General features: G+C 65.8%; 9 protein-coding genes, 1 tRNA gene and 1 pseudogene. 2 read left to right on the top strand and 9 right to left on the bottom strand.

Annotated elements, in window-relative coordinates; translation table 11 throughout:
* Positions 1-79: 79 nt before the first annotated feature.
* The 9 genes and pseudogenes from ESD82_RS21370 to ESD82_RS21330 form a co-directional block, all read right to left on the bottom strand.
* Positions 80-1135, bottom strand: a complete 1056-nt coding sequence (locus tag ESD82_RS21370; protein ID WP_024842811.1) for an aldo/keto reductase — start codon at positions 1133-1135, stop codon at positions 80-82.
* Positions 1136-1155: 20 nt separating this feature from the next.
* Positions 1156-1251: transfer RNA gene (locus ESD82_RS21365), tRNA-Sec, on the bottom strand.
* Positions 1252-1365: 114 nt separating this feature from the next.
* Positions 1366-3183 (bottom strand): annotated as a pseudogene (selB, locus tag ESD82_RS21360) (selenocysteine-specific translation elongation factor); the annotation flags it as partial.
* 19 nt (positions 3184-3202) lie between these two features.
* Complete coding sequence (fdhE, locus tag ESD82_RS21355) at positions 3203-4111, bottom strand: formate dehydrogenase accessory protein FdhE (RefSeq protein WP_024842814.1); 909 nt, start codon at positions 4109-4111, stop codon at positions 3203-3205.
* Positions 4112-4135: 24 nt separating this feature from the next.
* A complete protein-coding gene (locus ESD82_RS21350) occupies positions 4136-4822 on the bottom strand; it encodes a formate dehydrogenase subunit gamma (protein WP_024842815.1) in 687 nt (228 codons plus the stop codon).
* Entirely contained in the window at positions 4822-5820 is a 999-nt protein-coding gene (gene fdxH, locus ESD82_RS21345; protein WP_024842816.1) for a formate dehydrogenase subunit beta, read from the bottom strand. The genes ESD82_RS21350 and fdxH overlap by 1 nt, the downstream gene beginning before the upstream one ends.
* Positions 5817-8900 carry a formate dehydrogenase-N subunit alpha gene (fdnG, locus tag ESD82_RS21340; protein ID WP_147427440.1) on the bottom strand — a complete coding sequence of 1028 codons (3084 nt, stop codon included), beginning with the start codon at positions 8898-8900 and terminating at the stop codon, positions 5817-5819. Before fdnG ends, fdxH begins: the two co-directional genes overlap by 4 nt.
* 159 nt (positions 8901-9059) lie before the next feature.
* The gene (locus ESD82_RS21335) at positions 9060-10136 is read right to left on the bottom strand and encodes a hybrid-cluster NAD(P)-dependent oxidoreductase (protein WP_147427441.1); all 1077 of its coding nucleotides are present in this window, start codon (positions 10134-10136) and stop codon (positions 9060-9062) included.
* Positions 10136-11374, bottom strand: a complete 1239-nt coding sequence (locus ESD82_RS21330; protein ID WP_147427442.1) for an aromatic ring-hydroxylating oxygenase subunit alpha — start codon at positions 11372-11374, stop codon at positions 10136-10138. Before ESD82_RS21330 ends, ESD82_RS21335 begins: the two co-directional genes overlap by 1 nt.
* A gap of 587 nt (positions 11375-11961) precedes the next feature.
* Between ESD82_RS21330 and ESD82_RS21325 the strand changes: the two genes are divergently transcribed.
* Entirely contained in the window at positions 11962-12408 is a 447-nt protein-coding gene (locus tag ESD82_RS21325) for a CopD family protein (protein WP_024842821.1), read from the top strand.
* Between the two features lie 125 nt (positions 12409-12533).
* Positions 12534-13805: a transcription termination factor Rho gene (rho, locus tag ESD82_RS21320; RefSeq protein WP_024842822.1), complete on the top strand. Its 1272-nt coding sequence runs from the start codon at positions 12534-12536 to the stop codon at positions 13803-13805.
* Positions 13806-13814 lie beyond the last annotated feature (9 nt).

Here is a 13814-nt window from a genome sequence, read left to right as displayed (position 1 = left end):
TCCTCGGGCTCGGGTGACGCGGGCAGATTGCCCGCGCCGCACCATGCTGCCAACCCTGCCGTGGCGTCGCGAGGGCGTCTCAGTAGGGCAGCGGGTGGCTGCAGTGCAGCTGGTCGATGCGCTTGAGCGCCTCGTCGGACAGCCGCAGGTCCAGCCCGGGCAGCAGGTGGTCGAGCTGCGCAAGATCGGTGGCGCCGATGATCGGGATCGCATGGAACGGCCGCTGGCGGGTGAAGGCGATGGCCATGTGGATCGGGTCCAGCCCCAGCTCGGCCGCGAGCCCATGCCAGGCGGCGACCGCGGCATCGGCGCGGGCGGTGCGCCGCCCGCCCAGGTTGCCCGGCCCGCCGCTGGCCCGGTCGGCTGCCGCGCGGCTGCCGGCGGGCTCGGCCCCGTTGCGGTATTTCCCGGTCAGCAGCCCCGCCGCCAGCGGCGAATAGGCCAAGAGCGTCACCCCTTCGTTCACCGCCAGTTCCGCCAGGTCGGTGTCGAAGGCGCGGTAGAGCAGGGAATATTCGTTCTGGATGCTGGCCATGCGCGGCGCGCCCATGCGTTCGGCCGTGTCGATCCAGCGCGCCGTGCCCCAGGCCGATTCGTTCGACAGGCCGATGGCGCGGACCTTGCCGGCGCGCACCGCCTCATCCAGGGCGCCCAGCACGTCCTGCATATGCGCGAGCGTCGCCGCACGGTCCTGTTTCGAAGGGTCGTAGCGCCAGTTCTGGCGGAAGGCATAGCTGCCGCGCACCGGCCAATGCAGCTGGTAGAGGTCGATATAGTCGGTTTTCAGCCGCCGGAGCGAAGCGTCGATGGTGCGGCGCAGGATGGCGCCGTCGAAGCCCTCGGCCCGCACCTTGTCGCCGGGGCCGGCGGCCTTGGTGGCGATCTGCACCCGGTCGCGGGTGCCGCGCGCGGACAGCCAGTCGCCGACGATTTCCTCGGTCCGGCCCACGGTCTCGCGCCGCACCGGGTTCACCGGGTAAAGCTCGGCCGTGTCGATGAAGGTGATGCCGGCGGCCAAGGCGCGGTCCATCTGCGCATGGGCATCGGCCGCGCCGGTCTGGTTGCCGAAGGTCATGGTGCCCAGGCAGACCGCGCTGACCCGAACCCCGCTGCTGCCAAGCGTCGTGCTGTCCATTACCGTCCTTTCGTCGCATCTGGCGGAAGAGAGTGGGAGTCGAACCCACCCGAGACAGGCTCACTGCCCCAACCGGATTTGAAGTCCGGCCGCCCCACCGGGGACGCTTCTCTTCCCTGTTCCCGCTCGTCCGGCCTGTCCGGCGTGAACAGGTCGATCCGGTGCGGGTTGATGCGACGAAGATCGCTCCGACGCAAGGTCAGACCGAGCCGGTCGAAGAAGTCAAGGATCTGGATCGCCACCTTGCGGCCGTTCTGCACCCGGTCGCGGAAATCCGGGGCGGTGAACCAGCCGTCTGGGCTGGCGGCGCCAAGGTCGCGGATGATGCCGACCATCTCGATGGTGGTGGCGCGGGCAAAGAAATGGTCATGCGCGATCTGGTCGATGCGGCCCTGGCGGGCAGCCATACGCAGGATGCGGCGGACCTCGGGTTCCTCGGCGTCGAAGGCATGGGCGAAGTCGCGCACGCGGGGCGGACGAAAGCGTTCCTCGCCCGAAAGCCGGGGCAGGATGCGCTCCAGCAGCGCCTCGTCCTCGGGCGCAAGCCGGGGCAGGTGGCCGGGCAGGCGGATGAAGGCGCCGTCCAGCGCGATGCGCCCTGCCGCCGCCTCGGTGCGCAGGAAGGTGGCGAAATCGGGCTTGGGCAGGCGCGGGTCCAGCATCAGCCGCAGCTTTTCCCGGCCCAGCCCCTGAAGATCGGCATTCTCGGCGTGAAAGGCGGCGAGTTCCGCCTGCATCTGCTGGCGCAGCGCCTGAAGCCGGGCGGGGCTGAGCGCCTGCCGCGTGCCGGGGACGATGGCGATGTCCGAAGCCGCGATGGCGCGGTCAAGCTGGGCCGGGGCCAGCGCGCGGTCGCGGGCAAAGGCACCGAGATCGACCAGCGCCAGCCCGGCCAGCGCCGACAGCGCCTCGGTCGGGTCGGGCAGGGCCATGGCGCGCAGCACGGCCAGCCGCTCGGGCCGGCTGCGGTGGCGGGCGGGGGCGCGCAGGTCGATCAGCCGGCCTCCGCCGATGGTGCGCCGGGCCGAGACGTCGCGCAGGATGAAGTGCTCGCCCAGGGTCGCGGCCAGGGGGCGGTCGAGGACGAGCTGCGCCAGCCCTTCCTCGCCCGGAGCCAGCGGCCCTTGCAGCGGCACGATGCGGGCGCCGGTTTCCGCCGCGCCCAGATGCAGGCGGGCGGGAAACCAGGTGGCCAGCGGCTTGGGCTCGGTCCCCAGCACGCGCAGCATCACGTCGATGCGCCGGGTCGGTGCGTGCAGCACGGGGTCCAGCGCCACGTCGCCGCGATGGATCGCCTCGCGCGTCACCCCCTCGCCGGCTAGGTTCAGGGCGCAACGCTGGCCGGCAAGGCCGGTTTCGGCCTTGCGGTTCTGGGCGTGAATGCCCCGCACGCGGGCCGGCAGCCCCGAGGGGCTGAGAAGGATCTGGTCGCCCGGCGCGACCCGGCCCGACAGCACCGTGCCGGTGACGACGGTGCCCGTTCCGGCCAGGGTGAAGCTGCGGTCGATGGCCATGCGAAAGCGCGCCTCGGCGGCGCGGGCGGCGGTCTGCGCCTCGGCCTGCACCAGCGCGGCGCGCAGGGCGTCGATGCCCGCCCCGGTCAGGGACGAGACAGGAAAGACCGGCGCCCCGGCCAGCCCGGTCGGGGCCAGCAGGTCCGCGATCTGGGCAGTCAGGGCGGCGATGCGGTCGGGGGGCGCAAGGTCGGATTTGGTCAGCGCGACCATGCCGTCGGCGATGCCCAGCAGGTCGAGGATCGCCAGATGCTCGCGCGTCTGCGGCATGATGCCGTCATCGGCGGCGACGACCAGCAGCGCCAGGTCGATGCCGCCGGCCCCGGCCAGCATGGTGTGGACGAATTTCTCGTGCCCCGGTACATCGACAAAGCCGGTGACGGCACCGCCGCCCAGGTCGGCATAGGCGAAGCCCAACTCGATGGTGATGCCGCGGGCCTGTTCCTCGGCCAGCCGGTCAGTCTCGATGCCGGTCAGCGCCCGGACCAGCGCGGTCTTGCCATGGTCGATATGCCCCGCCGTGCCGACAATCATCGCCCGCGCCGAGCCGCCGTCAATAGCCGGCCAGGAAGGGGTTGAAGCCGCCCCGCTTCCATTCGGTGTCCCGCATCATCAGGTCCAGGCCGAGGCTCGCCACATCGTCGGCGATGGGCTCAAGCGAGGGATTGCGGTTCTGATACAGGATCTTGACCCAGCGGTCGCATTCGCGGCAGACCTCGGCCTTGACCGTGGCCTCGCCAGTCTCGACCGAGCGATAGGAAATGCCCTTGGTCGAGCCGCAGCAGAGGCATTTCACCCGCACCTCGTTCCACAGCGTCTGGCAGGTGGCGCAGGAACAATAGCGCGCGCCCTCGGCGCCGATGCTTTCGGTCACGATGCTGGTCGCCGGGCGGCCGCCGCAGGCCGGGCAGATGCCGGTGCGGATCGGCACCAGTTGCGCCGCGTCCAGTATCGCCGCCCGCATCGCGGCATGGACCTGCAAGGCGGCGGCGGCGAACAGATGCGGGGCCACGCTGGCCTCGGGGATGGTGTCGGCCAGCACATTGCCCATGACCCAGTCCAGATCCGCAGGCTCGGCCGCCTGCAAGGCCGCCAGCGCCAGCCGCGCCGGCTCGGGCATGTCCAGCGCCGCCAGCCGCCCGAGCAGCAGCGGCAGCGCCTGTGCCAGCCCGTCGCGCATGGCGTTGCGATCAAGCGGCGGCATGCGGCTGGCGCGGGCCAGGTCGATCCGCTCGGGCGACAGCGGCTCGGGCTGGGGCAGTTCGCGGGCCAGATCGGCCTGCGCCCGGCAGATCCCGGCCAGGAAGCGCAGGTAGGGCGCAAGGTTCGGGCTGTGCCCGGCCAGGAAATCGAACCGCTCGGCGCGGGTCGAGAACAGCGCCGCGGGTTCGGGCAGGCGCGCCAGGGGAACCTTGGCGACGCCGCCGATCATCGAGGGATCAGGCTTCAGGGCGGTGGACATGGCTTCCTTTCGGGTCGCTTGCGCCTACTCTGCCGGGCCGCCGCCCTCGCGTCCAGCCAGTTCGCGCAACCATTTGCGATGGTGCCGCCAGGCCCAGCCGCCGGTCACGGTGCCGCGGGTCATGGCGCGGATGGTGCCGCGGGTCCAGATCGCCGCATAGACATGCAGGATGAAGGTCAGGATGATCGCCACCGCCGCCACCGCATGGATCAGCACTGCCCAGCGCCGCACCGGGATCGAGACCAGATGCGGGAAATATTCCTGCCAGATCATCACCCCCGATACGATCAGCACCACGATCAGCACCGACATGGCCCAGAAGACGAATTTCTGCCCGGCATTGTATTTGCCCAGCTCGGGCAGCTTTTCCTCTTCGCCGCGGACGACCTCGCCGATATGGCTGACCCAGGTGCGGTCCTCGGGCCGGGGCAGGTTCAGCCGCCACATCTGCAAAAACAGCAAAAGGAAGCTGAAGAACAGCAGGATGCCCACGAAAGGATGCAGCCAGCGCGTCATCTGCCCGCCGCCGAACAGCCCGGTCAGGAAGTAGAGCGAGGGGTGAAACAGCGCCAGCCCCGAAAGCAGCAGCACGATCAGGCTGGCCGCCGTCACCCAGTGGTTCAGCCGCGTGATGCCGCGATAGCGGCTGACCGTAACCGGACGGCGGCTTTCGATATGGTCGCCCGGGGCCGAGAACATGCGCTTGGCCATCACAGCACCTCTCTTTCCGGCGGGATCGGGGGCTCGCGCCCCGAGACCAGTTCCTCGGCATGGACCTCATCCTCGGCCGAGACCTTGTTGGCGCGCGTCATCAGCCCGTGCAGGACCGAGCCGACGGCCGCCGCGCCGATGGCGGCCAGGCCCAGCGTCTTGGTCACGCCCTTCCAGCCCTCGACCACGGGCGAGATGCGTGGCTGCTCTGGCAGGTCGGAATAAAGCGAGGGCTGGTCGGCATGGTGCAACACATAGAAGACATGCGTGCCGCCCACCCCTTGCGGGTCGTAGATGCCGGCATTGTCGTAGCCGCGCGACTTCAAGTCGTCGACGCGGGCCTCGGCATGGGCCAGCATGTCCTCCTTGGTGCCGAAGACGATGGCCTGGGTCGGGCAGGCCTTGGCGCAGGCCGGCCCCTGGCCCACCGCCACCCGGTCCGAACACAGCGTGCATTTGTAGCTGACATGGGTTTTCTGGCTGATGCGCGGGATGTCGAAGGGACAGCCGGTCACGCAATAGCCGCAGCCGATGCAATTCTCGTGGATGAAATCCACGATGCCGTTCGAATATTGCACGATGGCGCCGGGGGCCGGGCAGGCCTTGAGGCAGCCCGGATCGGCGCAATGCATGCAGCCGTCCTTGCGGATCAGCCATTCGAAATCGCCGGTCTGCGGGTTCTCGTATTCCGAGAACCGCATCAGGGTGAACATGTCGGGCGTCAGGTCGTGCGGATTTTCGTAAAGGCCGACATTTTCCTCGATCTCGGGATAGGTGTCGTTCCATTCGGCGCAGGCCGACTGGCAGGCCTTGCAGCCGATGCATTTCGATACGTCGATCAGCTTGGCCACCGGCGTCAGTTCGCGCGTCGGCGGCGGCAGGTCGGGCATGGCCGAGGCGCGGACGACATCGCCCGGCCCCAGGTTGGCCTGCATCGGCTGCACCGGCGGGTTCGAGACCGCGGTGCGCGGGCTGTCGAGGTTCGGATCGGTCGTCATGACACCGCCTCCCCTGTCGCGGGTTCGATATTGACCAGGAACGCCTTGAATTCAGGCGTTTCCACATTGGCATCGCCGACAAAGGGCGTCAGGCTGTTCGGCCCGAACCCCTTGCGCGCCGCGCCCATGAAGCCCCAGTGCAGCGGGATGCCGATGACATGCACCAGCTTGTCGCCGCATTGCATCGGCTTCAGCCGTCCCGTCACCAGGGCCTTGGCCCTGACCTCGCCCCGCTTGGACCAGACCCGCACCCAGCCGCCGCGCCGGATGCCCTTTTCGGCGGCCAGCTCTTCGCTGATCTCGACGAAGAACTCGGGCTGCAGGGCAGCGTTGATGCGGTTGTGCTTGGTCCAGTAGTGGAAATGCTCGGTCAGGCGATACGAGGTCGCCGCGATCGGGAACTCCTCGCTGGTGGCGAATTGCTCGGCATCGCTGGCAAAGACCCGTGCCACCGGGTTGCCGCGCATCTGCGGGTTGAACACGTTGGCCAGGGGCGACTCGAACGGCTCCATATGCGTCGGGAAGGGACCGTCGCGCATCAAGCCCCGCGTGAACAGGCGCGAAACGCCTTCGGGGTTCATGATGAAGGGACCGACATCGCCGGGCCTGGCCGTGGGCGCGATGTCGGGCACGTCGTAGCCGGTCCATTTCTCGCCGTCCCATTCCAGCAGCTTGCGCGAGGGATCCCAGGGCCGGCCCTGCATGTCGGCAGAGGCGCGATTGTAAAGGATCCGCCGGTTCAGCGGCCAGGAAAAGGCCCAGTTCGGATAGGCGCCGGTCTCATCGGGGTCGATATTGTCCCGTCGCGCCATGTTGTTGCCGTCCTCGTTCCAGCAGCCGGAATAGATCCAGCAGGCGCCCATGGTCGTGCCGTCGTCACGATACTGGCTGAAATTCAGCAATTGCTTGCCCTTGGCGGTCAGCAGTTTCGTCGGGTCGGCGGTGTCGTAGACATCCTCCAGCGCCCGGCCGTTCAGCTCCTTGGCCAGTTCCTCGGGCGAGGGCTCGTCGGGGTCGGCATAGTCCCAGGTCAGGTTCAGGATCGGGTCGGGGAAGACGCCGCCTTCCTCCTGGTAGAGCTTTTTCACGCGCAGGAAGATCTGCGCCATGATCCAGGTGTCATGCCTGGCCTGGCCGGGCGGCGTCGCCGCCGACCAGTGCCATTGCAGCCAGCGGCCGGAATTGACCAGCGCGCCATCATCCTCGGCAAAGCAGGACGAGGGCAGTTCCAGCACCTCGGTCTGGATCGAGGCGGTGTCCACGTCGTTATGTTCGCCGTGGTTTTCCCAGAAATGCGCCGTCTCGGTCGCCAGCGGGTCCATGACCACCAGGAGCTTCAGCTTGCTGAGCGCCGCCGTGACCTTGCCCCGGTTCGGGAAGGACAGCAGCGGGTTGAAGCCCTGGCAGAAATAGATGTTGACCCGGCCGGCATCCATCAGCTCGAACATGCGCAGGATGTCATAGGTCGGCACGTCCAGCTTGGGCAGGTAGTGATAGGCCCAGTCGTTCTCGGCCGTGGCGGCGTCGCCCCACATCGCCTTCATGAAGCTGACCATGAACTTGGGATAGTTCTGCCAATAGCTGGTCTGGCCCGGCCGCAGCGGCGTGAAGCTGCGGCTGGACATGTAGGTCTGCCAGTCCGGCTCTTTCTCGGTCGGGATGTTCAGGTAGCCGGGAATCAGGTTCGACATCAGCCCGATATCGGTCAGGCCCTGGATGTTGGAATGGCCGCGCAGCGCGTTCATCCCGCCGCCCCGGACGCCGATATTGCCCAGGATCAGCTGCAGCATCGCCATGCCGCGGATGTTCTGCGAACCCTTGGCGTGCTGGGTCCAGCCCAGCGCATACATCGAGGTCATGGTCTTGTCGGGCGCCGAGCACTCGCCGATCATCTCGGCGATCTTGAGGAAGCGGTCCCTGGGCGTGCCGCAGACCTGTTCGACCAGTTCCGGCGTATAGCGCGAGACATGTTCCTTGAGCAGGTTCCAGACGCAGCGCGGATGCTCCAGCGTCATGTCCACGGTGGCAAAGCCGTCCTCGCCGATGACATAGTCCCAGCCCGACTTGTCATAGTCGCGCTTTTCCGGGTCGTAGCCGGTGAACAGCCCGTTGCTCCAGCCGAACTCGTCCTTCACCAGCCAGGCGGCATTGGTGAAGTTGCGGACGTAATCCCATTGCACCTTGTCGTTCTGGATCAACCAGTTGATCAGGCCCATCAGGAAGGCAATGTCCGAGCCGGGCCGGATCGGCGCATAGTAATCGGCCACCGAGGCGGTGCGGGTAAAGCGCGGGTCCACCACGATCAGCCGGGCGCCGCGCGTGGCCTTGGCTTCGGTCACCCATTTGAATCCGCAGGGATGGGCTTCGGCGGCATTGCCGCCCATGACGACCACGAGGTCGGTATTCTTGATGTCGGTCCAGGAGTTGGTCATCGCTCCACGGCCAAATGTCGGGCCCAAACTGGACACCGTGGGGCCGTGTCAGACGCGCGCCTGGTTGTCGAATCCGACGATCCCCATGGATCTGACCACCTTGTAGGTCAGCCATGCGGTTTCATTGGTGGTGGCCGAGGCCGCCAGGTAGCCGGTGGTGGTCCAGCGGTTGACGGGCACGCCGTCGTCGTTGGTCAGCACCATGTTGGCATCGCGGTCATCCTTGAGCGCGCGGGCGATCTTGTCCAGCGCCTCTTCCCAGGAGATCTCCTCGAAGCTGGCCGCGCCGGGCCGGCGGATGCGCGGCGTGGTCAGGCGCGTCTCGGCATTGACGAAGTCCTTGAGCGCCGCGCCTTTCGGGCAAAGCGTGCCGCGATTGGTCGGATGGTCGGCATCGCCCTCGATATGGACGACCCTGGCCTCTTCGCCGGCCTTCAGGTCGCCGTCGGAATAGATGATGACGCCGCAGGCGACCGAGCAATAGGGGCAGGTATTGCGCGTCTCGGTCGTCGAGGCCAGCTTGAAGGCACGCACATGCGCCTGTTCCGCCGCCTCCGCCCCGCCGAAGCCCATGGCCCCCAGCGATGTCGCCGCGACACCCGCACCCGCCAGTTTCAGGAAACCGCGCCGCGAGAGGTCGATATTCATCGTGCCCTCCTTTTGCCTGTCGTAGAGATAGGTACCGGGTCAGGATCACCCGGTATGGTAGTTCTGTCAAGCGCGGCAGGACAAGGGGCGGAACCTTTCGGCCCGCCCCTTTTCCCAGAAAAACCGGGGGTTTTTGCCATGCTGTGACCGTGGTGCCGGTCAGACCTCGACCGAGACCGCCCCGATCGGATGCGAGCAGCAGGCCAGGATATAGCCCTCCTCGATATCCTCGTCGGTGATGCCGCCGTTATGGACCATATGCACTTCGCCGGCGGTCTTGCGAATCTTGCAGGTGCCGCACAGGCCGAAGGTGCAGCCCGAAGGGATGTTCAGCCCATTGGCCTTGGCCACCGCCAGCACCGTGTCGGTCTCGTTGCATTTCGCCACCACGCCCGAACTTTCGAAGGTGATCTGGGCGGCGCTGTCCTCGTCCGGGACCACGTCGTCCAGCACCGGGGCCTCGGCCTCGGTGCGGATCGGGGCGCCGAAGCTTTCCTGGTGATAATGGTCCATGTCGAAGCCCAGCGCGATCAGCATGTCGCGCACCGCCTGCATGAAGGGCTCGGGCCCGCAGCAGAACACCTCGCGCTCAAGGTAGTCCGGGGCCATCAGGCCCAGCATGATCTGGTTCAGCCGGCCGCGATAGCCGTGCCAGGTGCGGAACGGGTCGGAGTCCTCGACCGTGAAGCGCAATTGCAGCCCCGGCACCCGGTCGGCCATGCCTTCCAGCCGCTGGCGGAAGATGATCTCGCTAGGGCTGCACGCGGCATGGACGAAGACGATGTCCGGCATCTCTCCCGAATCCCAGGCCCAGGTGGTCATCGACATTACCGGGGTGATGCCCGAACCGGCCGAGATGAACAGGTATTTCGGCGCCTCGTGCCGGACGAAGGAAAAAATCCCCGCCGGCCCGAAGGCCTTGAGCCGCATGCCCGGCCGCAGGTGGTCGATCATCCAGCGCCCGCCGACGCTGCCCGGCTGCGCCTTGACCGTGACCGAGATGGACAGCGGCCGCGACGGGCTGGAGCTGATCGTATAGGTGCGCTGCACGTTGCCGCCCGGAACCGGCAGGTCCAGGGTGACGAACTGGCCGGGCTGATAATCGAACCAGGCCCCCGAAGGCGCGCGGAAGGTAAAGGTGGCGGTGTCCGAGGTCTCGGGCACCACCATCACGCATTCCAGCGGCTCGTCGTCCTTCCACGGCTTGTCGCCGAATGCCTTGACCAAGACCGCCATTATTCCGCCGCCATGGCCGGACGCGGCGACAGGCGATCCAGCATCTGCCGCACATACCAGTCGACGAAATGGATCACGCCCTCTTCCTGGTGGGGCGAATAGGGGCCGGGCTCATAGGCCGGGGACAGGATGCCCTTCTGGTTCTCCTCGACCACGCGGCGGTCCTCGTCATTGGTGGCCAGCCAGACCTCGGTCAGCTTCTGCAGGTCGTAGTCGACACCCTCGACCGCATCCTTGTGGACCAGCCATTTCGAGGTCACCTCGGTCTCGGTGGGCGAGATCGGCAGCAGGCGGAAGACGATGGCATGGTCGGGCAGGAAGTGGTTCCAGCTGGACGGGAAGTGATAGAACATCAGGCTGCCGGCGTCGTTCCACGGGATCGTGCCCATGCGCCGGTTCACCGCCGCCTTGGTGGACATGGTGAAGCTTTCGGCATTGTTCAGCAGCGGCACGCGGGCGAAGCGCCATTGCATCCCCGGCTCGTTCACGAAGCGCGCGGGCAGGCCGGCCTGGTCGCAGCGGTTCCAATGCGCCAGGATCTCGGGCGAGGCGGCGTTGGGCCCCTCCATCACCGTCATCAGCGGGTTGTCGGAATAGGTCCGGCACAGCGAGGGATGGCTGCCGCCGCAATGGTAGCATTCGCGGTTGTTCTCGATCACCAGCTTCCAGTTGCCCTTCTCGACGATGGTCGAGGTGAAGGCGACCTTGGCGTTTGCGAGGTCGCTGGCGCCGACGTAATCACGCAGATAACCGCCCAGCGGCTCGAAATCCGGCGGGTTGTCGGCCAGGCAGATGAACACCATGCCGCCCTCGGTCCGGCAATGGACCGGCTTGAGGCTGTATTTCGAGGCATCGAAATCCGGCCCCATGTCGCGGGCGAACAGCAGTTTGCCGTCGAGGTCGTAGGTCCATTGGTGATAGGGACAGACCAGCTTGGGCGAGCTGCCGTTCTGCTTGGGGCACAGCCGCTGGCCGCGATGGCGGCAGACGTTGTGGAAGGCACGGATCTGGCCGTCGGCGCCGCACACGATCACCACCGGATACTGCCCGATCTGCAAGGTGGCGTGGTTGCCGGTCTTGGGAATGTCGCAGGAAGGGATGGCGAACACCCATTCGCGATACCAGAGATTCTCCAGATCGGCCTGGTAGACGCCCTGGTCGCAATAGAGGTCGCGGCTGAGCGAGAAGTTCTTTCGCCGGTTGGCGAGCTGGTCCAGGATTTCGGCTGTGTTCAGCATGGCTTGATTCCGTCACAAGGGGCGTCCTTGGCAAAGCATTGCACCGCTTTGGCGGGTCGCAATTCGCCAAATGCGACGCCCGGATGACGCAAACGCACCTCGGGCGCTTTTGCGTAGCCCCGAGCCCCGCCTCCAGAGACAGGCAGGCCCCGAAAGGGGTCATTCGGAAGCGGCTGCCACGCCGCCAGCAAGCGCGGGTATAAGCCTGGGGATAAACGGCCGCGACTCGGGAGGTCGAATCTGTGGAGATCGCGCGGCCTTTTCCATGTCTACGGATCGCCGCTTGGGACAGAGCAGGAACGGAGCCGGCTTCTCCACATGTCCATAACCGGCTGCAAACCACCCACAAGCTGTGGAAAAGAAAAATTTTCACAAACTTATCCACAGGTGGTTTTTGCTTATCATGCTGTTTGTGATGGAATTTTTCGTTAACAAATCGTTAACGGTGTTTTTTTCCCCAAGCGCCGCGGTCTGGGGAAGGTCAAGGCGGAGCCGGGATTTCCAGTCATCCACAGGCCCAACAACATCATCATCCTTATCTTTATCTTCATTTCTTTTTGATAGAGAGAGGACGGCGGAGGTGTACCATGAACGATTTCCTGCCCCTTGCTTACCCCTGGATCAAAGCGTTGCATGTCATGGCGGTGCTTTCCTGGATGGCGGGGCTGTTTTACCTGCCGCGGCTGTTCGTCTATCACGCGGAACGCGGCCATATCGGGCAAGAGCCAGCGCAATCCTTCCAGATCATGGAGGACAAGCTGCTGCGGCTGATCATGAATCCGGCGATGATCGTGACCTGGATCGCCGGCCTTGCGCTGGTGCTGACGCCGGGAATCGTGGACTGGACGATGATCTGGCCCTGGACCAAGGCAGCCGGCGTGCTGGGCATGACCTGGTTTCACATGTGGCTGGCCGGCCAGCGCAAGGCGCTGCTGCAGGGCCGGGGCCTGAGCGGGCGGCGCTATCGGATGATGAACGAGGTGCCGACGTTGCTGATGGTCCTGATCGTGCTGTCGGTGATCGTGAAATTCTAGAAGAATTGACTCGCGCGCGGATTATGCCTATGTGACGCGGCATCCGCCGTCCGGCGGATTTTTCCTGACACAGTTTCCTGCGCGGGCCGATCATGCGTCGGGCAGCGCGCGCCCATAGGCTAGATATGACCGAAGAACGTCTCAACCTGTCCGATCTCAAGGCCAAGAGCCCGGCCGATCTGCTGGCCATGGCCGAGGAATGGGAGATCGAGAACGCCTCGACCATGCGCAAGGGCGAGATGATGTTCTCGATCCTCAAGGAACATGCCGAGGAGGGCTTCGAGATCGGCGGCGACGGCGTGCTGGAGGTGGTCCAGGACGGTTTCGGTTTCCTGCGCTCGCCCGAGGCGAACTACCTGCCGGGTCCTGACGACATCTATGTCAGCCCCGACATGATCCGCCAGCACAGCCTGCGCACCGGCGACACGGTCGAGGGCGTGATCCGCGCGCCGGGCGAGAATGAGCGTTATTTCGCCCTGACCAAGGTCGAGAAGATCAATTTCGAGAATCCCGAAAAGGCCCGCCACAAGGTCGCCTTCGACAACCTGACGCCGCTTTACCCCAATGAGCGGCTGAAGATGGAGATCGAGGATCCGACCATCAAGGACCGTTCCGCCCGGATCATCGACCTGGTGGCGCCGATCGGCAAGGGCCAGCGTTCGCTGATCGTGGCGCCGCCACGCACCGGCAAGACCGTGCTGCTGCAAAACATCGCCCATTCGATCGAGAAGAACCATCCAGAGTGCTATCTGATCGTGCTGCTGATCGACGAGCGGCCGGAAGAGGTGACGGACATGCAGCGTTCGGTGAAGGGCGAGGTCATTTCCTCGACCTTCGACGAACCCGCCAGCCGCCATGTCGCCGTTTCGGAAATGGTGATCGAAAAGGCCAAGCGCCTGGTCGAGCATAAACGAGATGTTGTTATCCTTCTGGATTCTATCACAAGACTTGGTAGGGCCTTCAACACCGTGGTGCCCAGTTCGGGCAAGGTGCTGACCGGCGGCGTCGATGCGAATGCCTTGCAGCGTCCGAAGCGGTTCTTTGGCGCGGCGCGCAACATCGAGGAAGGCGGTTCGCTGACCATCATCGCCACGGCGCTGATCGATACCGGCTCGCGCATGGACGAGGTGATCTTCGAGGAATTCAAGGGCACCGGCAACAGCGAGATCGTTCTGGACCGCAAGGTGGCCGACAAGCGCGTGTTCCCGGCGATGGACATCCTCAAGTCCGGCACCCGCAAGGAAGAACTGCTGGTGGATGCCAAGGATCTGCAAAAGACCTATCTGCTGCGGCGCATCCTGAACCCGATGGGAACCACGGATGCGATCGAATTCCTGATCTCGAAGCTGAAGCAGACCAAGACCAACAGCGAATTCTTCGATTCGATGAACGCCTGACGGCGCGGA

The sequence above is a fragment of the Paracoccus pantotrophus genome (genome assembly GCF_008824185.1).
GTDB classification, from domain to species: domain Bacteria; phylum Pseudomonadota; class Alphaproteobacteria; order Rhodobacterales; family Rhodobacteraceae; genus Paracoccus; species Paracoccus pantotrophus.
Note: the sequence above shows the minus strand (reverse complement) of the source record. Positions and strands in the feature narration are given on the sequence as shown.

What these genes read in the sequence shown, in the direction of transcription:
- ESD82_RS21370 (WP_024842811.1), bottom strand. Translation starts at nt 1,135, where the DNA reads ATGGACAGCACGACGCTTGGCAGCAGCGGGGTTCGGGTCAGCGCGGTC.
- fdhE (WP_024842814.1), bottom strand. Translation starts at nt 4,111, where the DNA reads ATGTCCACCGCCCTGAAGCCTGATCCCTCGATGATCGGCGGCGTCGCC.
- ESD82_RS21350 (WP_024842815.1), bottom strand. Translation starts at nt 4,822, where the DNA reads ATGGCCAAGCGCATGTTCTCGGCCCCGGGCGACCATATCGAAAGCCGC.
- fdxH (WP_024842816.1), bottom strand. Translation starts at nt 5,820, where the DNA reads ATGACGACCGATCCGAACCTCGACAGCCCGCGCACCGCGGTCTCGAAC.
- ESD82_RS21335 (WP_147427441.1), bottom strand. Translation starts at nt 10,136, where the DNA reads ATGGCGGTCTTGGTCAAGGCATTCGGCGACAAGCCGTGGAAGGACGAC.
- ESD82_RS21330 (WP_147427442.1), bottom strand. Translation starts at nt 11,374, where the DNA reads ATGCTGAACACAGCCGAAATCCTGGACCAGCTCGCCAACCGGCGAAAG.
- ESD82_RS21325 (WP_024842821.1), top strand. Translation starts at nt 11,962, where the DNA reads ATGAACGATTTCCTGCCCCTTGCTTACCCCTGGATCAAAGCGTTGCAT.
- rho (WP_024842822.1), top strand. Translation starts at nt 12,534, where the DNA reads ATGACCGAAGAACGTCTCAACCTGTCCGATCTCAAGGCCAAGAGCCCG.